The organism is Marinobacter sediminum, assembly GCF_016820575.1.
In the GTDB taxonomy this organism is placed as follows: domain Bacteria; phylum Pseudomonadota; class Gammaproteobacteria; order Pseudomonadales; family Oleiphilaceae; genus Marinobacter; species Marinobacter sediminum.
This window is the reverse complement of sequence record NZ_JAEMQH010000002.1, coordinates 24,858-42,159: the sequence shown is the minus strand read 5'-3', so window position 1 is coordinate 42,159 and position 17,302 is coordinate 24,858. Positions and strand designations below refer to the sequence as shown.

Annotated in this window: 21 protein-coding genes; 16 read left to right on the top strand and 5 right to left on the bottom strand. The window is 58.9% G+C overall.

All coding sequences use genetic code 11. The features are described 5' to 3' along the window. Nucleotides 1–42 precede the first annotated feature (42 nt). Nucleotides 43–279: a TIGR02647 family protein gene (locus FGO67_RS07010; RefSeq protein WP_203300038.1), complete on the bottom strand. Its 237-nt coding sequence runs from the start codon at nt 277–279 to the stop codon at nt 43–45. A gap of 66 nt (nt 280–345) precedes the next feature. Here FGO67_RS07010 and FGO67_RS07005 point away from each other — a divergent pair, with 66 nt between their 5' ends. The 4 genes from FGO67_RS07005 to FGO67_RS06990 all read left to right on the top strand — a co-directional run bounded on the left by FGO67_RS07005 (nt 346) and on the right by FGO67_RS06990 (nt 3,463). Continuing rightward, entirely contained in the window at nt 346–1,062 is a 717-nt protein-coding gene (locus FGO67_RS07005) for a pseudouridine synthase (protein ID WP_203300037.1), read from the top strand. 98 nt (nt 1,063–1,160) lie between these two features. Further along, on the top strand, nt 1,161–2,501 hold the full coding sequence (locus FGO67_RS07000) for a dicarboxylate/amino acid:cation symporter (protein WP_203300036.1): 1,341 nt from the start codon (nt 1,161–1,163) through the stop codon (nt 2,499–2,501). A 61-nt stretch (nt 2,502–2,562) separates the two neighbouring features. Further along, entirely contained in the window at nt 2,563–3,207 is a 645-nt protein-coding gene (locus FGO67_RS06995) for a DsbA family oxidoreductase (RefSeq protein WP_203300035.1), read from the top strand. 82 nt (nt 3,208–3,289) lie between these two features. Then, entirely contained in the window at nt 3,290–3,463 is a 174-nt protein-coding gene (locus FGO67_RS06990; protein ID WP_203300034.1) for a DUF1328 domain-containing protein, read from the top strand. A gap of 43 nt (nt 3,464–3,506) precedes the next feature. Here the strand turns inward: FGO67_RS06990 and FGO67_RS06985 are convergent, their stop codons facing one another. After that, complete coding sequence (locus FGO67_RS06985; protein WP_203300033.1) at nt 3,507–5,069, bottom strand: BCCT family transporter; 1,563 nt, start codon at nt 5,067–5,069, stop codon at nt 3,507–3,509. A gap of 92 nt (nt 5,070–5,161) precedes the next feature. Continuing rightward, complete coding sequence (locus FGO67_RS06980) at nt 5,162–5,701, bottom strand: shikimate kinase (RefSeq protein ID WP_203300032.1); 540 nt, start codon at nt 5,699–5,701, stop codon at nt 5,162–5,164. Nucleotides 5,702–5,788: 87 nt separating this feature from the next. Here FGO67_RS06980 and FGO67_RS06975 point away from each other — a divergent pair, with 87 nt between their 5' ends. Both FGO67_RS06975 and FGO67_RS06970 read left to right on the top strand, forming a co-directional pair. Next, nucleotides 5,789–6,235, top strand: a complete 447-nt coding sequence (locus FGO67_RS06975) for a YHS domain-containing (seleno)protein (RefSeq protein WP_203300031.1) — start codon at nt 5,789–5,791, stop codon at nt 6,233–6,235. Nucleotides 6,236–6,344: 109 nt separating this feature from the next. Continuing rightward, a complete protein-coding gene (locus tag FGO67_RS06970; RefSeq protein WP_203300030.1) occupies nt 6,345–7,049 on the top strand; it encodes a lytic transglycosylase domain-containing protein in 705 nt (234 codons plus the stop codon). Between the two features lie 4 nt (nt 7,050–7,053). On the opposite strand, the gene FGO67_RS06965 is transcribed toward FGO67_RS06970, so the two are convergent. Together FGO67_RS06965 and FGO67_RS06960 are read right to left on the bottom strand one after the other, a co-directional pair. Then, complete coding sequence (locus tag FGO67_RS06965) at nt 7,054–7,686, bottom strand: LysE family translocator (protein WP_338039540.1); 633 nt, start codon at nt 7,684–7,686, stop codon at nt 7,054–7,056. Nucleotides 7,687–7,770: 84 nt separating this feature from the next. Further along, nucleotides 7,771–8,466, bottom strand: coding sequence for a Crp/Fnr family transcriptional regulator (locus FGO67_RS06960; RefSeq protein WP_203300028.1), 696 nt, complete (start codon nt 8,464–8,466; stop codon nt 7,771–7,773). A gap of 135 nt (nt 8,467–8,601) precedes the next feature. On the opposite strand from FGO67_RS06960, the gene FGO67_RS06955 reads away from it, so the two are divergent. From FGO67_RS06955 to FGO67_RS06910, 10 genes are all read left to right on the top strand, one after another. Beyond that, nucleotides 8,602–9,372, top strand: a complete 771-nt coding sequence (locus FGO67_RS06955) for a class II aldolase/adducin family protein (protein ID WP_203300027.1) — start codon at nt 8,602–8,604, stop codon at nt 9,370–9,372. 12 nt (nt 9,373–9,384) lie between these two features. Further along, nucleotides 9,385–9,969, top strand: a complete 585-nt coding sequence (locus tag FGO67_RS06950) for an HD domain-containing protein (protein ID WP_203300026.1) — start codon at nt 9,385–9,387, stop codon at nt 9,967–9,969. Between the two features lie 208 nt (nt 9,970–10,177). Then, on the top strand, nt 10,178–11,077 hold the full coding sequence (locus FGO67_RS06945) for a LysR family transcriptional regulator (RefSeq protein WP_203300025.1): 900 nt from the start codon (nt 10,178–10,180) through the stop codon (nt 11,075–11,077). Between the two features lie 101 nt (nt 11,078–11,178). Continuing rightward, complete coding sequence (locus FGO67_RS06940; protein ID WP_203300024.1) at nt 11,179–11,994, top strand: putative hydro-lyase; 816 nt, start codon at nt 11,179–11,181, stop codon at nt 11,992–11,994. Between the two features lie 53 nt (nt 11,995–12,047). Continuing rightward, nucleotides 12,048–13,013, top strand: coding sequence for a TRAP transporter substrate-binding protein (locus tag FGO67_RS06935; RefSeq protein WP_203300023.1), 966 nt, complete (start codon nt 12,048–12,050; stop codon nt 13,011–13,013). Nucleotides 13,014–13,079: 66 nt separating this feature from the next. Then, a complete protein-coding gene (locus tag FGO67_RS06930) occupies nt 13,080–13,598 on the top strand; it encodes a TRAP transporter small permease (RefSeq protein WP_203300022.1) in 519 nt (172 codons plus the stop codon). Next, nucleotides 13,598–14,905 (top strand): TRAP transporter large permease, encoded by a 1,308-nt coding sequence (locus FGO67_RS06925; RefSeq protein ID WP_203300021.1) that lies wholly within the window; start codon nt 13,598–13,600, stop codon nt 14,903–14,905. Before FGO67_RS06930 ends, FGO67_RS06925 begins: the two co-directional genes overlap by 1 nt. Before the next feature lie 31 nt (nt 14,906–14,936). After that, nucleotides 14,937–15,671, top strand: a complete 735-nt coding sequence (locus FGO67_RS06920) for a 5-oxoprolinase subunit PxpA (protein ID WP_203300020.1) — start codon at nt 14,937–14,939, stop codon at nt 15,669–15,671. After that, nucleotides 15,668–16,360 (top strand): 5-oxoprolinase subunit PxpB, encoded by a 693-nt coding sequence (pxpB, locus tag FGO67_RS06915; RefSeq protein ID WP_203300019.1) that lies wholly within the window; start codon nt 15,668–15,670, stop codon nt 16,358–16,360. Before FGO67_RS06920 ends, pxpB begins: the two co-directional genes overlap by 4 nt. A gap of 16 nt (nt 16,361–16,376) precedes the next feature. Then, entirely contained in the window at nt 16,377–17,291 is a 915-nt protein-coding gene (locus tag FGO67_RS06910) for a 5-oxoprolinase subunit C family protein (protein WP_238942296.1), read from the top strand. Nucleotides 17,292–17,302 lie beyond the last annotated feature (11 nt).

The window sequence follows — 17,302 nt, the reverse complement described above, 5'->3', positions numbered from 1 at the left end:
AGGCCCGAGCTTTTTAACTCGCGGCCCGTCGCCTGGCTCGGGTCAGCTGCTGAGAATGGATTGGAGTTTCTGGGTCAGATCCACCGCCTCGGCACCCAGGGGCGTCAGGTAGCCGCCGTCCTTCTGGCTGATCAGGCCCCGGGCAAACAGGCTTTCCGCCGCCCTGACGGTTTCCGGGGCTGCCGAATGAGCATGAACCTTGATCCCCTCCTGACTGGAGGTGGACTCAAACTGAGTCAGGAGATTGAGTTCGGCAAGGTGATCAGCGGAGAATGGCATGGCAGTTCCTCGTATTATTGTCGTCAGTTTCTTTTAATCTTTATCTCAGCATAGTCGATTCACACCATGAAGCTTTCCCGAATTCTGAGCAACCAGGACGGCATTAGTCGCAAGCGGGCCAACGCCCTGATCGCCGCGGGCCGGGTGACGGTGGATGGCACGCCATGCCGGAGCTCTGCCCGGGAAGTCGATCGCTTCTCCAGCGTCGCTCTGGATGGTGAAATCATTCAGGCCGCTGACACGCCGCACTATTTGATGCTGCACAAACCGGCGGGTTACCTCAGCGCCACGGTGGACACCGTGCACCCCACTGCCCTGGATCTGATCGCCCCCGCCCTGCGGCCAGAGCTGCACATTGCCGGCCGGCTGGATCGGGCGAGCACCGGTCTGCTTATTCTCACCAATGATGGCCAGTGGTCCCGTCAGCTCACTGAACCCAAGGTCAAGATACCCAAGGTCTATCACGTCATCACCGAGCAGCCAATCAGCGCGGAAACCTCGAAACGGTTTGCCGAGGGACTCTGGTTTGAGTATGAACAGCTCCGCACCTCACCTGCTCAACTGGAGCAACTGGGGCCACGGGAAGCGAGGGTGACTATCTATGAAGGCCGCTACCATCAAATCAAGCGCATGTTCCATGCGGTAGGCAATCGGGTGACCGCACTGCATCGCGAGAGGATGGGGCAACTCATGCTTGAAGCAGACCTGAACCCCGGTGCTTACCGGTCTTTGACCGCACGGGAAATTGACTCAGTCAGACAAACCGGACCCGCCGGATTCTGATAAAGAATTGACCCAGCTCACGGTCACCCAGCTGGGCCTGATGTGTAATGAGTGCTCCAGTGGAAGGACCTCTACTCACAGTCGGACGACGCCCAAACATGGCCGAAAACAACAGCTACTACCCATCCCAGTTGCGCCACCTGAACACCTACCTCTCGGGTCTCGTCAAGGGCCGTCTGTGGCTCAAGGTTTTGATCGGTATGTTCTTGGGGCTCGTCGTGGGGACTCTGCTGGGCCCCTCAGTCGGCCTCGTAGAGCCGGACACCGGCACCCTGATCGGCAACTGGCTGGCGTTTCCCGGGCAGCTGTTCCTGGCCACCATCCAGATGATCGTCATCCCGTTAGTCATAGCCTCAGTCGTTCGCGGCCTGGCCGCCAGCGAGAACCTGGAACAATTGCGTAAACTGGGCCTGCGGGTGACCAGTTTCTTCGTAATAACCACCGCCCTCGCTGCCGCCATAGGCCTCTGGATCGGTGGTCTGATGAACCCCGGTAGTATGATGAAAGGCTTGGCCACCACCGTCCCTGCAACGGACGTCACAACCGGCGCCGCCATGCCCAGTGTCACTGAGCTGCCTCAAACCCTGATCGGTCTCCTACCCGGAAACCCCCTGGATGCCATGGTCGAAGGGCAAATGCTCCAGGTGGTTATCTTCTCCGTCATTGTGGGCATCGCGCTGGTGACCATGGAGCCTAAAAGCTCTCGGCCCATGCTCGACCTGCTGGATTCCCTGCAACAAATCTGTATGACCGTGGTGCGCTGGGCCATGCGTTTGGCGCCCCTTGCTGTCTTCGGTCTGATGGCTCAGCTCACAGCCACGATCGGTTTTACCGCCATGCTGGGCATGGCCTCTTACGTTGCTACGGTCGTTGTCGGTTTGCTGATCATGCTTGGCGTCTATCTGCTCATTCTCAAACTGGTGGCCGGCCAGCCGCCCCTGCGGTTCCTCAAAGACAGTCGCGATGTTTTGCTGCTGGCTTTTTCAACCTCCAGCTCGGCGGCTGTCATGCCGCTATCGATCAAAACCGCTGAAGACAAGCTCGGGGTTCGGCCTTCGGTCTCCCAGTTCGTTATCCCCCTCGGGGCCACCATCAACATGAATGGCACGGCTCTGTATCAAGCGGTTGCCACTATTTTCCTGGCCCAGGTCTACGGCATCGATCTGAGTACCGGCAGCATGGCTCTGGTGGTTGCCATGGCTGTGGGTGCCTCGATTGGCTCCCCGGCAACGCCCGGGGTGGGCATTGTGATTCTGGCGATGGTTCTGCAAACCGTCGGGATCCCCCCCAGCGGCATAGCACTGATCATGGGCGTCGATCGGATTCTCGATATGTGTCGTACCGCCATCAATGTTACCGGAGATCTCGTGACCTGCCGCCTGATGGAGAACTGGTCTGGCAAACGTCTGGATTCCGAGCCAGTAGCTCAAGGTGCCTGATCACGACACCACCGCACATTTTCCGGTAACCTGAGCACACTACATCCGACCGGGAGCCCCCATGACCACACTGCAGATTGATATCGTTTCCGACATTGCCTGTCCCTGGTGCGCCATCGGCTATGCCCGCCTTGAAAAGGCCATGGCCAAACTGAAAGGCGAGCTGGACGTTCATGTCGAGTGGCACGCCTTTGAGCTGAATCCGGATCCAACTGGGGATGGTGAACCTATCCTTCCGGCGCTGGCGCGCAAGTACGGCCGCAGCGAGGAGGAGATGCGAGCCAACCAGGCCCAGATGATGGAGATTGCCAAAGACCTCGGCCTGAACTTCGAGAAGCTGCAGGAGCGTTACACCCGCAATACCTTCGATGGCCACCGGCTGGTGAAGTGGGCCGGTGAGTACGGCAAGCAAACCGAGATGAAGATGGCCCTGTTCGAGGCCTATTTTGGCCGCGCGGAGAACGTGACGGACACAGAGGTCCTCGCGCACTGCGTTACCTCGGTGGGTCTGGACGCAGAGGAAGCCCGTGCCGTACTCAGCTCCGACCGTTATGCCGACGCCGTGCGCGCAGATGAGGCCCAGTACCAACAGGCTGGAGTCTCGGCGGTGCCCGCCTATATCGTGAATCAGAAATACCTGATATCAGGAGCCCAGGAACCCGACACGCTGGTCAGTGCCTTGCGAGAAATTGCGCAGGAGGCCTAGGGGCTGGAATGCCCTGTGCTTACCCTGTGCTAGAGTGAAGAGTGAAGAGTGAAGAGCGAAGACCAAATAAGGAGGAAAGGACATGCTCTATTGGGCGATTGTTTGTCTCATTATTGCGGTAGTCGCGGGCGTGCTGGGATTCGGCGGCATTGCCGGTGCGGCAACGGAGTTCGCACAAATTCTGTTTTTCATCTTTCTCGTGTTGCTGGTGATCTCCGTCGTCGTCAATGTGCTTCGCGGCCGGGGTCCCAAGTAGGGCCCCCAGCCGGAAGTACAATGTCGTACTGAGGACTTAACAGTTACAGCGCGACACCCTGTGACCGGGCCATGGCATAGGCCGCTTTCGGCCCGGTCCACAGCGAAGGCAGGATGATCAGCGACACGGGAATCGCCGTGATCACGATGAACTGCTGCAGTACACCGATCTGCCCCGCCCCCATGTACAGAAGAATCGCGGCCATTAGTGCCATCGCACCACCCCAGAACGCACGTACCAGGTAGTGTGGCTCATCGTGCCCAGCACCCACGGTGGCAATGGCGTAACTCATGGAATCACCCGTAGTGGCAACGAAAATGGTGGTCAGCAACAGGATTGCCGCCGCCATAAGCGTGCCGCCCGGCAATGCCTCAGCTACGGTCAAAGTGGCCACGTCAAAGGAGAAGTTGTTCAGCGCCGAAGTCAGATCAAAGGCGCCGGTAAGCTGGTAATAGATACCCGAGCCACCTAGCAGCGTGAACCAGATCGACGTGGCAATAGGCGCCAGAACGGCAACTGCCAGAATAGTCTGACGAATGCTGCGACCACGGGAAATGCGCGCCACGAAGATCGACATCAGGGGCGTGTAACCGATGAACCAGGCGAAAAAGAACACCGTCCACCATTTCATCCACCAGTCTGGTGCCGTTTCTGAGGTCAGTGTCGACATCGCAAAGAACGACGACACGTACTCGCCCATCGACGCCAGATAAGTGTTGGTCAAGAACAGCGTGGGCCCGAACACGAAGATCACGGCCGCGATAACCAGCGCCAGGATTACGTTGAAACGGCTGAGGATCTGAATACCCTTATGAACCCCAGTAATCGCTGAGGTCATGTAAACACCGGCCAGCAGGGTCAGGATCACGAGCTGAGTGGTGAAGGTATCGGCCACGCCGAACAGTTCATGCAGACCAAAGCTCATCTGAGTTGCCAGGAACCCGATAGGGCCAACAGTGCCTGCCACTACGGCAATGACACACAGGGCGTCGACAACACCACCGAACCAGCCTTGCATGACTCGCTCGCCAAGTACCGGGTAAAGCAGCGTGCGCGGCTGCAGAGGCTTGCCCTTAACGTAGTGGGCATGCGCCAGCACCAGGGCGGTCAGCGAGCCCAGAACGGCCCAGGCGAGAAAGCCCCAATGCATAAACGATTGCGCCATGGCAGGCGCAACAGCTTCAGCGGTACCCGCCTCAGCGGTGGACACCGGCGGCGCGACCACAAAGTGATAGACCGGCTCGCCCGCGGCGAAGAACACACCGCCACCGGCCAGCAGGGTGCAGAGAATCATCGACATCCAGCGGAACGTGCTGATCTCCGGCTTCTCAAGACCACCCAGGCGTGCAACGCCGGCACGGCCAAAGGCAACCACCAGGGCAATGAAGAACGTAGCCAGCAGCAGAAGCTGGAAAAACGAACCCAGGTATTTTGCGGTCCAGGTGAAGCCGGTATTGATGACGGCAGACAGGCCTTCTGCGTCAGTCACGGACCAACCCACGAACAGAAAAATAAAGCCCATGGTCAGGGCAAGAACAAGAGGATCGCCAATACGTCGAACACCAGAGGTATCGGCGGTAGGTATTGCAGTATCTATGGAAGACATTCACACAACCAGTTTGGAAATTGGGCGCGTGATGCTATAGACGGCACATCCACCTGGCCATAGTTAATTCTACGATATTGTCCCGATCTACTTTACTTCCCCGTCCTTTGGGTGGCGTCGCACGCTAGAGCGTCGACGACAGCGGTACAGGTGGATTCCTGATCCTGGCCTGCTCCATCAATAACGATGTCCGCGTAGCCGTGGTACAACGCGAACCGCTCCTCGAACAGGGCTTCCAGCGACTGATCCGGTCTCCGGGAAATACCCCGGGCACTGTGATCACCGATGCGTTTGATCACCAGCTCCAGCGGAATATCCAGAAACACCATCACACCGTAAGCCTTGAGATGTTGCATCGCCCGGTCACTGTATACAGCACTGCCACCGGTGCTGATGACTTTGGCGCTGACATCCAGATCCAGCAGTACCTGCTCTTCCACGTGCCGAAGCGCCTGGTAACCGTCTTCATCCACAATTGCCTGCAGAGTGCGACCGGCCTGCTCCTGGATCAGCAAGTCAGTATCCACAAACCCCATGCCCAGTCGCTTGGCCAACAGCACGCCCACGGTACTCTTGCCACTGCCCGGCATACCAATGAGAACAATGTTGCGATGTGAATCAGGTTGAGCCATTTCTACTCCGGAAAAATGACGCGCGGCTGTAACAACCGCGCAGGCTTTTGGTCTAAGGACTATACCGTCCCTTGAGAGGAAACCGCCATGTTTCGCGCTTTAACACTGTCGTTCCTGCTAGTCATGCTCACCGGTCCCGCAACTGCCGCAGAAGATCCGGTGTACACGGGCTTGCTCTCCAACACCGGGGCCGGCGGCTACGATGTGGTCAGCTATTTTGATACCGAGCAGGCGGTAAAGGGCTCATCCAACCACACCGCCGAGTATCTGGGTGTCACCTGGCGATTTACCAGTGCCGAGAACCGGGCCAAGTTTGAGTCCAATCCGGAAGCCTATGCACCGGTGTACGGCGGGTATTGCGCCTGGGCGGTCAGCCAGGGCTACCTTGCCAAGGGTGACCCCAAGCATTGGACCGTCCGGGATGGCAAGTTGTACCTGAACTACAGCCAGGACATTCAGGATCGCTGGTTGGCAGATACCGAGAACTTTATCCGCCTCGGCAATGAGAACTGGCCAGCAGTACTGGAACGGTAACGATTAACAAACAATTCGTGCGGTTTTATCGTGGCGATAAAGCCGTATACTTTCGGTAGCAGGGGCCGGGATCGGCCCCGGATACCGGACAAAACCGCACGGATATTGAATGAGCCCAGGCCAGACTCCAGCCGCCCTATTCGTCCTGCTCGCCATTGCGACATCGCTGTGTGCCGTTCCGGCACATGCCGATAGCGTCAAACGCATTGTGCATCCGGACGGCACGGTCGAATTCACCAACGTTAAAGCAACCGAGGCGCGCCCCTCCAGCGGCAACGATACCGTGTATCGCTACGAGGATGAGAACGGGGTGGTGGCGTACAGCAGCATCCGCCCGGCCACGGCTGAGTTCGATGTCATTCGCTTCCACTGCTACGCCTGTGACCCCGATTCCAGCGTCGACTGGCGCAAGACACCGCTCTTCACCAGCCCCTATCGCAACGAAATCAAAACCGCGGCCCGGGAATTCGGGGTTGATCCGGCTCTGGTCCGGGCAGTGATTCACGCCGAGTCGGCGTTCAACGAGAAAGCCCTGTCACCAGTCGGTGCCCAGGGGCTGATGCAGCTGATGCCGGGAACTGCGAAGGAACTGGGCGTGGTCAATGCCCTGGTGGCCGAACAGAACATTCGTGGCGGGGTGAATTACCTGGCCAAGATGCTTCAGCGCTTCAACGGCGATATTCGGTTAGCGACGGCAGCGTATAATGCCGGCCCAGGTGCGGTCAGCCGCTATCAAGGCGTGCCGCCCTACGCCGAAACCAAAGCTTACGTGCATCGGGTCAGCATTCTGCACGAGCGTTACGGGGCTAATTGACCCGCTAGCCAAAGGCCAGCCAGCCTCCTACCAACAACATCAGGCTACCGGCTACCCGGTTCACCGTCCGCACGCCTCCGCCTTGGCGCAGCAGCTTGCGCAAACCGCGGCCGCCATGGGCATAAAGCTGCAGGCACAGGAATTCCAGCGCCAGAATGATCAGGATCAGCGCCGTTAACTGGGGCGCCATTGGCAGTTCGCTGTCAATGAACGGCGGCAACAGGGCCACGAAGAACGCCCAGCCTTTCGGATTGGCGATGGCGGTCACGAAACCCTGCGTGGCAAGCTGGCCACGGGTGGCCTTAACCGCCTCCTCATCCTCGGATTCCGGCATGGCCATCTTGCCCCGCGAACGCCACATCTGAATGCCCAACCACGCCAGGTAGGCCCCCCCAGCGTATTTGAATACGGTAAATGCAGTCGGGTATTTCAACATGAAGGTGGCCACACCAATAGCCGCAGACGTTGCCACCACCGCCACACCAACCAACTCTCCAGCCATCATCCACAGGGCCCGACGCACACCAATGGTGATGCCCATGGACAGCGCCAGGGTCATGCACATGCCTGGGGTAATCGAAACCACAAAGAAGGTAGGGATAAAGACTGACAGTAACGACCAGTTCAGTGACAGCACAACGGAATTCCTTCTCGAAAATCGGTGATAACAGGAGCCCGGAGCAGCCTCGCTTTCCTCATCCAGCCAGCGGGACATTCAGGCCTAATCAGGCAACCCGCTCAGATATGCCTGCAACGCGCTTGGGTTGGTGACGGTGATTCGGCCATACTCCAGTTTCAGCAAGCCCTCTCGCTCAAACCTCTTGATCACCCGATGCACACCTTGGCGGGTCATGCCCATCATATTGCCGATGTGTTCCCGGGTGAGACGAAAGGTTACCGGCTGGGAATAACGGTCGCCGTGGCCCTGAATCTGAGCCAGGAACAGTAATCGGCGACCAACGCGCGCGTCAATTCCCCTTAAGGCGTCATCGGCGATGATCGACATCGCCGACCACAGCCGCCGGCTCACCAGATCCAAGGCCCGCGGGTAAGCCTCGGGATAGCGGGCCAACAGTTGGCGAAAGCCCTCGCCGGGCAACTCGACCACGCGGGCAGCTTCGTGGGCGGTGGCGCCATAGACCCTTGGGGTGCCCGGTGAAAATACCGTGTCACCGAACCAGGCCGACGGGCCAAAAATGATCAGGGTTGCCTCCCGCCCCTCCGAGTTGACCGAACTGATGCGCACGGTGCCCTCGGCAATCACACACAGCGACGATTGCATGGAGCCCTCGTCGTAGATTGATTCACCGGCCCGAAACTGACGCCAGCGAGCCAGGGCTTCCGCCTCTTTGAACCCTGCAGCCGGCAGCCCCCCTAACAAAGGGCAGGCTTGCAACACCGATTTCAGATCAGACATACCCGGATTCCCACATCGACATGCCTTCAAATGTAAATGATTTGACAGTGTTGTGCTCGCGCTACTGCCTACACTGAGGTCAGCACTTCAACAAAAAACACAACAACAAGCCGACAACAAAAAGAGAGGCCAGTGATGTCTGAACGTATTGCCGTCCCGTCCAAGAAGGGCGAAGTCAGTGCCGAGGAATGGCAGCTTCGCGTCGATCTGGCTGCAGCCTATCGCCTGATAGCACTGTACGGCTGGGACGACCTGATTTTCACCCACGTATCAGCCCGCATACCCGGGGATGAGCATCATTTCCTGATCAATCCCTACGGCATGATGTTCGAGGAAATTACCGCCTCCAGTCTGGTGCGTGTCGATCAGGAAGGTAACAAGATCGACCCGGACGATTTCGACATCAACCCGGCCGGATTCACCATTCACAGCGCCATCCATGCGGTTCGTGACGACGCCACCTGCGTCATGCACACCCACACTACCGCCGGTGTTGCGGTGTCGGCCCAGAAAGACGGGCTGCTGCCACTGTCACAGCAGAGCCTGTTCCCACTCTCCAACCTGGCTTACCACGATTACGAGGGCGTAGCCCTGCGTGAAGATGAAAAGGCGAGGCTGCAGAAAGACCTGGGCAACAACAGCTTCATGATCCTGCGTAACCATGGCCTGCTCACCACTGGCACCAGCATCGCCGATGCGTTTCTGGGCATGTACATACTGCAGCGGGCCTGTGAGGTGCAGATTCAGGCGTTGTCCGGCAACCGCGAAATGACCCCGATTCCGGCCGGCATTGTCGACACCATCCGCCAACAGGCCGAGCAGGTTACCCGCGGCATGGGCGGCCAACTGGCCTGGCCAGGCCTGCTACGTAAACTCGACCGTATCGACACCGGTTTCCGCGATTAAGGAGCATTCCCGATGACCGAAACAACCGCCCCTCAGGCCAGCTTTACCCACATGAAGGACGGCACCGCCGAGGACTGGCAGACCATCGCCCGATCCTTTGGCAGCTTCGCCAAGGGCCTGCCGGACCGAATTATGGACCACTTGATGCTGTTGGAAGGCGATTTTGGCGGCTTCCCCATTGACCGGCTGACCCATTGCCTGCAAACCGCCACCCTGGCCCACCGGGATGGCAAGGACGACGAATACGTGGTGTGCGCCCTGCTGCACGACATCGGGGATACCCTGGGCTCTTACAACCATGCCGATGTGGCGGCGGTCTTGCTGGAACCGTTCGTCAGCGAAGCGAACCATTGGATGGTGAAACACCACGCCATATTCCAGGGCTACTACTTCTTCCACTACCTGGGCATGGATCGCAACCTGCGGGACAACTACAAGGACCACCCGCACTTCATGCGCACCATTGAGTTTGTCAGCAAGTACGATTCGCCCGCGTTCGATCCGAACGGCGAAACCCTTCCGCTGTCGTACTTCGAACCCATGGTCCGTCAGGTGTTTGCCAAACCCGTCCGCTCGCTCTACAAAGACGCTGTGTAACATCGGCGGGCCTTAGCCGGCCCGCTCCTTCCTTTACTGCTTGCCAGGGTGCAGCCCCCGCAATAGGGCTCCTGGCGCCAGTCTGCGCTATCCTGTAAATACCAATGTGCCCAGCGTCTTACCGGGCACTATTCACTCGCGCATCGATCACCCGCGCAGCCATCACCCGAGAACCTATCACCCGAGAACCCAGGCCATCAGAGAGCCCATGAATTTCAAACGACTGGAAACCTTTATCTGGGTAGCCACCCTTGGCAGCTTCCGCAAGGCCGCCGAAAGGCTGTACACCACCCAACCGGCCATCTCCACCCGGATTGCGGCACTGGAAGAAGAACTCGGCGTTCAACTGTTTGAACGGGAATCCGGCAAGACCCTGCTAACCAGCAAGGGCCAGGAATTGCTGCCCTTTGCCGAAAAGATCGTGTTCATGTCCGAGCAGCTGCGCAAGCGGGCGGACCGGGTGGCGCTGCTGTCGGGCATCCTCAGGCTGGGTGTATCCGAAACCATCGTCCACTCCTGGCTGCCACAGTTTTTCCGCGAGCTGCACAAGGCGGTGCCGAATCTTGATGTGGAAATCACCGTCGACGTTACCAGCAATCTCCGGAGCGGCCTGATGGACCGTTCCCTGGATCTGGCTTTCCTGATGGGGCCGGTGTCGGAGCCAAAAATGGAAAACCGCGAGCTGTGCAGTTTTCCATTGATGTGGGTAGCGAGCCCAGACCTGAAATTGCCGAATCGACGGCTGGATCTGGAAGAACTGGCAGAATGGCCCATTGTGACATACGCCCGCAACACCAAGCCCTTTGCCGAGATCAGCCAGAAGTTCAGCCAGCTTGATGAACTCCCCGCCCGCTTCTACTCCTCCAGCTCGCTGGCCGCCTGTCGCCGCCTGACCATCGACGGCATTGGCGTGTCGACGCTGCCCCTGAGTGTTATCGCCGATGAGCTGAAAAGCGGCCAACTGGTTCGGCTGGATACCGCGTGGACACCGTCCCAGCTGGAATTCACTGCGTCCTATCCAAATGTGCCCTTCAACCCGGTCGCAGAGCTGGCTGCCAATCTGGCCGTGGGCATCTCCAAGGCCTATTCAGAACCACCCGATAACTAATTTTTATAGCTAAACCCAAAAAACCATAATTAGATTTTTTCAGCAGGAGGCATAACCTGTAAACAACAACTAAATTAATAATTCAATCGGGAGTTGCCGTTATGCCCATAGGTGATTATTCGGAGTTCAAGATCAACCTGCTTGATCAGGCTGCCCCGTTGCGCGCCAGCATCCGTTCCGGAACACACACCGGTACAACCAGCGGCATGGCGCCCAGCCTGGTGCAAGGCAACGTGGTCATCCTGCCCGCAGACTGGGCGGCCGATTTCCTGATGTATTGCCAGAGCAATCCGGTGGCCCTGCCCCTGATCGCAGTATCGGAACCTGGCAACCCAGCGTTGCCAGACCTCGGCCATGATCTGGATATTCGTACCGACATCCCCGAATACCAGGTGTTCCGGGACGGCGAGCGCGCCGAAACCGTGACCGACATTCGGGATCTCTGGCAAGGCGACTTCGTCACTTTCGTGCTCGGCTGTTCCTTTTCCTTTGAAGACGCCCTGACCCGTGCCGGCCTGTCGATCCGGAATGTAGAGCAGGAAGCCAACGTTTCCATGTATCGCTCCAACATCGCCACCCGGCCAGCCGGTCGGTTCCATGGCGATATGGTGGTGTCCATGCGCCCCTTCAACGCCGCCGATGCCATACGCGCCATCCAGGTCACCACACGACTACCCAAAGCCCATGGCGCACCCGTGCACATGGGCGATCCGCGCCTGATCGGCATCAGCGACATCAGCGCTCCGGATTTTGGCGACCCGGTGACGGTCAAAGACGATGAATTGCCACTGTTCTGGGCCTGCGGCGTGACCCCTCAGGTAGCCCTGGAAAACGCTCGCCCCCCGATTGCGATCACCCACGTACCGGGCAAGATGCTGCTCACTGAGCGGTTAAACGAAGAATTGGCGGTGCTCTAGCAGCCGCCCATCCACGACCAAAGTTACAAGAACGAAAGAACGGGAGAATTACTATGTTCAAGCAACTTGCAACAGCCACACTCCTGACCGGGGCGTTCTTTACCTCGGCAGTCAGCGCTGATCAATGGCACATGCCGACCCCTTATGGTGATGCCAACCTGCCTACCAAGATCGCCTATGAGTTCGCCGAGAACATCAAGGAAGGCACCAATGGCGACATCGAAGTCACCGTCCACTCCGGCGCCTCACTGGTCAAGCACCCCGAGATTCCTCGCGCGGTTCGGACCGGTCAGGTTCAAATGGGCGAGATCTTTATCGGCATCATGGGCAACACCCACCCGGTGTTCAAACACGACAACATCCCCTTCCTGGCGACCAACTTTGACGACGCCCGGAGACTGTGGGAAGCGGCCAAGCCCGAAGTTGAGAAGCAACTCGATAAGGAAGGCATGGTGCTGCTGTACTCCGTACCCTGGCCGGCTCAGAGCCTGTACACCAAGGCTCCGGTCAACAGCATGAGCGACCTTGAAGGTTTGAAGATGCGCGCCTACAGCCCATCCACTTCACGCCTTGCCGACCTGATGAACACCACACCAACTACGGTGCAGGTACCGGAAATCCCGCAGGCATTCAGCACCGGCATCATCGACGCGATGATCACCTCGCCCTCCACCGGCGCCAATGGCCAGGCTTGGGACTACCTGTCTCACTACACCGACATCAAGGCCTGGATTCCCAAAAACGTTGTGGTGGCCAACAAGCGCGCCTTCCGTCGTCTCAGCGACGAGCAGCGCCAGGTGATCCTGAAGGCTGCCGCCGAGGCTGAAGATCGGGGTTGGACCGGCGTGCGCGTCACGGCCGCAGAAGACACTGCAATTCTGGCGGAAAACGGCATCACGGTGTCCGAGCCTTCTGAGGAGCTGATGCAAGAGTTCCAGAAGATTGGCGACATCATGATCAAGGAATGGGAAGAGGAAGCGCCGAAAGAAGTAGGCGCCATTCTCGAAAACTACCGCTAACGCTGGACGTACAAGACGCCCTCCACCGGCATGCTCCGGGGAGGGCCGACTTGGGAGGCACCTTACATGAGCTCTATTCGCGACAAGTTTTATCTGGCATCCGGTTACGCCGCCGGCTTCTGCATCGCACTGATCATGGTGGTCATACTGCTGCAGATCGTTGGCCGGATTTTCGGCTTTATCATTCCGTCTGCCGAGGACGTGTCCGGGTACGCGCTCGCCGCCTCCACCTTCTTCGGCCTGGCCTATACCTTCCACGAGGGCGGCCACATCCGGGTCACCCTGGTGATCCAGAAGTGGCCGGCCAAGGCCCGTTTCATCCAGGAACTGATAGTGCTTCTGTTCGGTCTCGGCCTGGCCTGCTACATGACGTATTACTGCTGGCACATGGTGTACGAATCCTACATTTTCGAGGAAGTATCCCACGGCTATATTCCGATCCCGATCTGGATCCCTCAGATCCCTATGGGGCTGGGTATGTTGGCGCTTAACCTCGCGATTCTGGACGATCTGGTTGCTGTCCTTCGCAAGCAGACACCGTCCTACCAGCAGCACGAAAATGACATCAATCTGGAGGAAATCTGATGGATACCACGCTACTTTCCATCATCCTCGCCGCATCAATGATCCTGATGCTCGCCGTGGGCGTCTGGGTCTCCCTGACTCTGGTTGGCATCGGTGTTCTGGGCCTGTTACTGGCCGGCAACGACCAGATCGGCCTGCTCTTTGCCACCTCCAGCTGGGGCGCCAGTACTGGCTGGTCACTGACCGCGTTGCCCATGTTTATCTGGATGGGTGAGGTGCTGTTCCGCACCCGCCTGTCTGAAGATCTGTTCAAGGGGCTGTCCCCGTGGATGGGTGGCTTGCCGGGCAAACTCCTGCACGTAAACATTTTAAGCTGCGGCATTTTTGCCGCGGTATCCGGCTCATCGGCAGCCACCGCCGCCACCATCGGCCGCATGACTCTCCCGGAGCTGAAAGCCCAGGGTTACAGCGACCGCATGGCGGTGGGCACCCTGGCCGGCTCAGGCACCTTGGGGCTGCTGATTCCGCCGTCCATCATTCTGATCGTCTACGGGGTTGCTGCCGAGGTGTCCATTGGCCGCCTGTTCATCGCCGGCGCCCTGCCCGGGCTGATGCTGGTGGCCATGTTCATGGGCTACACCATGATCTGGGCCAAGCTCAATAAAGACGAGATGCCCGTGCACAAGAAGGAACACATCTCCTTCGCCGCCAAGATCAAAGCCCTGCGCATGCTGCTGCCAATTGTGGGCCTGATCGTATTCGTACTGGGTTCTATCTACGGCGGATTTACCACCCCAACAGAGGCGGCCGCCCTGGGTGTCTTTGGTGCTTTGCTGTTGGCCTTGGCCACGGGTTCCCTGAACCCGTCCAGCTTCAAGGAAAGCCTGCTCGGTGCGGTGAAAAGCTCCTGCATGATCGGGCTCATCCTGGTGGGCGCGCACTTCCTGACTCTCGCCATGGGCTTCCTGGGCATCCCCCGGGAACTGGCCCAGTGGATCGGCGGCATGTCGCTGTCTTCGTTTGAGCTGCTGGTGTGCCTGACCGCCCTGTTCGTTCTGCTGGGCTGCTTCCTGGATGGTATTTCCGTGGTGGTTCTGACCGTAGCCGTGGTCATGCCGATGGTGCAGCAGGCCGGTATCGACATGCTCTGGTTCGGTATCTTCATCGTTCTGGTGGTGGAAATGGCGCAGATCACACCGCCGGTCGGCTTCAACCTGTTTGTCATCCAGGCTCTGACCGGCAAGGACATTCTGTACGTCGCCCGTGCAGCTCTGCCCTTCTTCCTGCTGATTATGGCGGCGCTGTTCCTGATCGGCTGGTTCCCGGAAATTGTCACCTACCTGCCTCAAACCATGAGTCAGGGCTAGGGTACGACACGCACATTTCAGGAGGACTCCAATGAAACTCAACTGTGACATGGGCGAAAGCTTCGGTAGCTGGACCAAAGGTATGGATGCCGACGTCATGCCCTTCATCGACATGGCCAACATTGCCTGCGGCTTTCACGCATCTGATCCGCTTACCATGGACCAGACCGTGCGCATGGCCATCGCGGAAAATGTGACCATCGGTGCCCACCCGGGCTACCCGGATCTGCTCGGCTTTGGCCGACGCGATATCGACCTGCGCCCAGACGAACTCAAAGCCATTCTGGTGTACCAGATGGCGGCCCTGGATGGCATCTGCCGCACCCACGGCACGGCTATCCAACACGTCAAACCCCACGGTGCGCTCTACAACAAGATGGCAGTGGATCACACCACCCTGTCCGTGGTGATGGCGGCCGTCAGAGACTATGCACCTCATTGCCCGCTGGTGGTCATGGCCACCCCCGACGCCGATGACGTGCTCGACCGAGCCAGGGAATTCGGTATCGATGTCTGGTTTGAGGCCTTCTCTGATCGTGCCTACAGCGACGAAGGCCGGCTGGTGAAACGCTCGGTGCCGGGCGCGGTGCACGAGTCCACCGAGGCCATCGAAAACCAGGTCACGCAGATCATCAAGGAGGGAACGGTCACCTCCATTTCCGGCAAGCGTATCCCGATCCGGGCCGACACCATCTGCATCCACGGTGACAGCACCCACGCCGTCGAGGCCGCCCGTCACATGCGCCAGGTCATGCAGGCGTTATGAGAATCGAGGGCATCAACGAAAGCACCTGCATCGTCTACTTCGGGGATACCATCTGCGATGAGACTGCGGGACGGGTGAAACAGGCGACCGACAACATCCGGGCGGCGCTGTCGGATGTCATCACCGACCTGGTGCCCTCTTACACCTCGGTGATGGTCTGTTATGACCTGGAACGCATTGATCGGTTTGGCATCCACACCCGTCTGCGCCAGGCCCTGGAAGGCGGAGCGACCGGTACGCAGGACGACGCCCAGGCCCAGACCCTCGAACTGCCGGTCTACTATGGCCCCGAGGTTGCCCTGGATCTCAAGGATGTCTGCGAGTTCTCCGGCCTGTCCCCCGACGAAGTCATTCGCATTCACAGCGAGCAGACCTATCGGGTTTATGCCATTGGCTTTAGCCCGGGCTTTGCCTTTCTCGGCAGTACCGACCAGCGCATTGCCATGCCCCGCAAATCAACACCACGACTGAAAGTGCCGGTGGGCAGCGTGGGTATTGCCGGGGCACAAACCGCCATTTACCCAAGCGCGACACCGGGCGGCTGGCAAATTGTCGGGCGCACCCCCAGCAAAATGGTGGATTGGGACAGCGAGTCGCTGGCCCTGGCCCAGATCGGCGACCGGATCAAATTCCGCTCTATCGACCGGGAAGAATTCATCAGCCTCGGGGGCCAGTTCGATGAGCTTTGAAGTATTGGATCCGGGCATGCTGACGCAGGTCCAGGATATGGGCCGGCTTGGTTACCAGCACATCGGTGTCACCACCGGTGGTCCCATGGATGAGCACGCCTTCCTGTGGGCCAACCGCCTGCTGAACAATCCCTTGAACGCGCCACAGCTGGAAATCACCTTCGGCCGTTTGAGCCTGCTGGCCCACAGCGACACCAGCATTGCCCTGACCGGCGCGGACCTGGGGGCACGCCTTAACGACCGCCCGATCGAACCGTGGCAAACCTACGAAATCAGCAAGGGTGACCGGCTCAGTTTTAGTATGCCAGTGGCGGGCTTAAGAGCCTACCTGGCGGTGAGCGGTGGCTTGGACATACCGGCCAGACTGGGTAGCGCGGCTACCGTCACCCGTGAACAACTCGGTGGCCTGGATGGCACCGGCGCCAAACTGGCCAAGGGTGACCGTATTCCGCTGGCGCCGCCATCGGCTGTCGCCAAGGCGAGCGTGCCCTACAGTGAAATTCCGGATTACCGGAAGCCATTACGGGTGGGGGTGATTCCAGGCTACCAGTACCAACATTTTCCTCGCTCGGCCCGGGCCCGTTTTTTCACCTCGGAATATCAGGTCAGTCAGAACATCGACCGCATGGGGTATCGACTGTCGGGAGAAGCCATCCACGGCGATCTGGACGGCATTATCTCGGAAGGTATCGCCTACGGCGCTATCCAGATCCCCACCGATGGCCAGCCCATCGTGCTGATGAAGGATCGGCAGACCATTGGTGGTTATCCGAAAATCGGATCATTGAGCGCCCTGGGGGCGGGCCAACTGGCCCAGCGGGCACCCGGTGCGTCGGTGAGCTTCTACCTCAGCGATGTGGCAGACGCGGAAGCCCGACGCATGATTTTCAATCACCGGTTACGGCAGGGAGCACCCGGCACCACGGGCTGATGAGCCCGCGG

What these genes read in the sequence shown, in the direction of transcription:
- FGO67_RS06940 (WP_203300024.1), top strand. Translation starts at nt 11,179, where the DNA reads ATGCCCATAGGTGATTATTCGGAGTTCAAGATCAACCTGCTTGATCAG.
- FGO67_RS06975 (WP_203300031.1), top strand. Translation starts at nt 5,789, where the DNA reads ATGTTTCGCGCTTTAACACTGTCGTTCCTGCTAGTCATGCTCACCGGT.
- FGO67_RS06945 (WP_203300025.1), top strand. Translation starts at nt 10,178, where the DNA reads ATGAATTTCAAACGACTGGAAACCTTTATCTGGGTAGCCACCCTTGGC.
- FGO67_RS07000 (WP_203300036.1), top strand. Translation starts at nt 1,161, where the DNA reads ATGGCCGAAAACAACAGCTACTACCCATCCCAGTTGCGCCACCTGAAC.
- FGO67_RS06925 (WP_203300021.1), top strand. Translation starts at nt 13,598, where the DNA reads ATGGATACCACGCTACTTTCCATCATCCTCGCCGCATCAATGATCCTG.
- FGO67_RS06920 (WP_203300020.1), top strand. Translation starts at nt 14,937, where the DNA reads ATGAAACTCAACTGTGACATGGGCGAAAGCTTCGGTAGCTGGACCAAA.
- FGO67_RS06980 (WP_203300032.1), bottom strand. Translation starts at nt 5,701, where the DNA reads ATGGCTCAACCTGATTCACATCGCAACATTGTTCTCATTGGTATGCCG.
- FGO67_RS06990 (WP_203300034.1), top strand. Translation starts at nt 3,290, where the DNA reads ATGCTCTATTGGGCGATTGTTTGTCTCATTATTGCGGTAGTCGCGGGC.
- FGO67_RS06995 (WP_203300035.1), top strand. Translation starts at nt 2,563, where the DNA reads ATGACCACACTGCAGATTGATATCGTTTCCGACATTGCCTGTCCCTGG.
- FGO67_RS06985 (WP_203300033.1), bottom strand. Translation starts at nt 5,069, where the DNA reads ATGTCTTCCATAGATACTGCAATACCTACCGCCGATACCTCTGGTGTT.
- pxpB (WP_203300019.1), top strand. Translation starts at nt 15,668, where the DNA reads ATGAGAATCGAGGGCATCAACGAAAGCACCTGCATCGTCTACTTCGGG.
- FGO67_RS07010 (WP_203300038.1), bottom strand. Translation starts at nt 279, where the DNA reads ATGCCATTCTCCGCTGATCACCTTGCCGAACTCAATCTCCTGACTCAG.
- FGO67_RS06970 (WP_203300030.1), top strand. Translation starts at nt 6,345, where the DNA reads ATGAGCCCAGGCCAGACTCCAGCCGCCCTATTCGTCCTGCTCGCCATT.
- FGO67_RS06935 (WP_203300023.1), top strand. Translation starts at nt 12,048, where the DNA reads ATGTTCAAGCAACTTGCAACAGCCACACTCCTGACCGGGGCGTTCTTT.
- FGO67_RS07005 (WP_203300037.1), top strand. Translation starts at nt 346, where the DNA reads ATGAAGCTTTCCCGAATTCTGAGCAACCAGGACGGCATTAGTCGCAAG.
- FGO67_RS06950 (WP_203300026.1), top strand. Translation starts at nt 9,385, where the DNA reads ATGACCGAAACAACCGCCCCTCAGGCCAGCTTTACCCACATGAAGGAC.
- FGO67_RS06960 (WP_203300028.1), bottom strand. Translation starts at nt 8,466, where the DNA reads ATGTCTGATCTGAAATCGGTGTTGCAAGCCTGCCCTTTGTTAGGGGGG.
- FGO67_RS06930 (WP_203300022.1), top strand. Translation starts at nt 13,080, where the DNA reads ATGAGCTCTATTCGCGACAAGTTTTATCTGGCATCCGGTTACGCCGCC.
- FGO67_RS06910 (WP_238942296.1), top strand. Translation starts at nt 16,377, where the DNA reads ATGCTGACGCAGGTCCAGGATATGGGCCGGCTTGGTTACCAGCACATC.
- FGO67_RS06955 (WP_203300027.1), top strand. Translation starts at nt 8,602, where the DNA reads ATGTCTGAACGTATTGCCGTCCCGTCCAAGAAGGGCGAAGTCAGTGCC.